The 1,144-nt window shown below is 41.6% G+C and carries 1 protein-coding gene; it reads left to right on the top strand.

The genetic code is table 11. From position 1 onward, the window contains the following. Positions 1 to 610, top strand: a 610-nt coding sequence (locus AB5Z25_RS10880) for a hypothetical protein (protein ID WP_368135587.1), incomplete at its 5' end; no start/stop codon positions are given. Positions 611 to 1,144 lie beyond the last annotated feature (534 nt).

Consider the following 1,144-nt stretch of genomic DNA (forward strand, 5'->3'; position numbering starts at 1 on the left):
TCTCACGTTTTCATGTCAAGCATATTGGGCATCTGGCCCAAACTTCTCCGCCTTGAAGAATGTTATTAGGTGCTCCATAATTCATGAATACATTTCTAAGTTTGTGGAAAGAGAACAGGATAAAGGTCATATAGGAGATCAGGAGCTACCGCCTGAAGAGGACCCTTCTCGTGAACTAAACAATGTACAACATGAAGTCAATAGTTTAACGGAACAAGATGCGGAGGCGGATGAAGGATTGTGGGGTGAAATAGATTCATTATGTGAAAAATGGCAGTCTGAAGCGGAAGATCAAACTGAGGCGGAGATAATAGCCGACAGGATAATTGGAAATAGCCAGAGGATGGCGAACCTCAAAATTCGTCGTACAAAGTTCAAAAGTGTCTTGTATCATATACTAAAGGAACTAATTCAATCTCAGGGAACCGTAAAGGTTTATCGCGGTAGTAGTTTTTCACACGATTCGATAAAGATAAGCTTACATTATGAAGAGCAGCATATTACAGCCGTATGGGTCTACTTGACAGTAAAATTTGAAGAGCATTGGAAGCCTGTTGATGTAGAGGTCGAGTTTAGATGCAAGTTCAAGGAGCGAAAGGTGGATGGGTAGGTTATATAGGGATATAGCACAGAGATATATAGCAAAGAGATACTTTTGAGCAATGTTTCAGGGCACAGTATTCGCGGTGTAGTAGTTACGGTGCGGTGCGTTTTTGGATTTTTCAAAGTGCGTCTTCAAAGCGCTTTTGGTTTTCAAAGCGCTCTGAAGTTCCTATACTTTCTAGAGAATAGGAACTTCGGAATAGGAACTTCAAAGCGTTTCCGAAAACGAGCGCTTCCGAAAATGCAACGCGAGCTGCGCACATACAGCTCACTGTTCACGTCGCACCTATATCTGCGTGTTGCCTGTATATATATATACATGAGAAGAACGGCATAGTGCGTGTTTATGCTTAAATGCGTACTTATATGCGTCTATTTATGTAGGATGAAAGGTAGTCTAGTACCTCCTGTGATATTATCCCATTCCATGCGGGGTATCGTATGCTTCCTTCAGCACTACCCTTTAGCTGTTCTATATGCTGCCACTCCTCAATTGGATTAGTCTCATCCTTCAATGCTATCATTTCCTTTGATATTGGAT

It is taken from the genome of Collinsella aerofaciens, from assembly GCF_040910325.1.
In the GTDB taxonomy this organism is placed as follows: Bacteria; Actinomycetota; Coriobacteriia; order Coriobacteriales; family Coriobacteriaceae; genus Collinsella; species Collinsella aerofaciens_BL.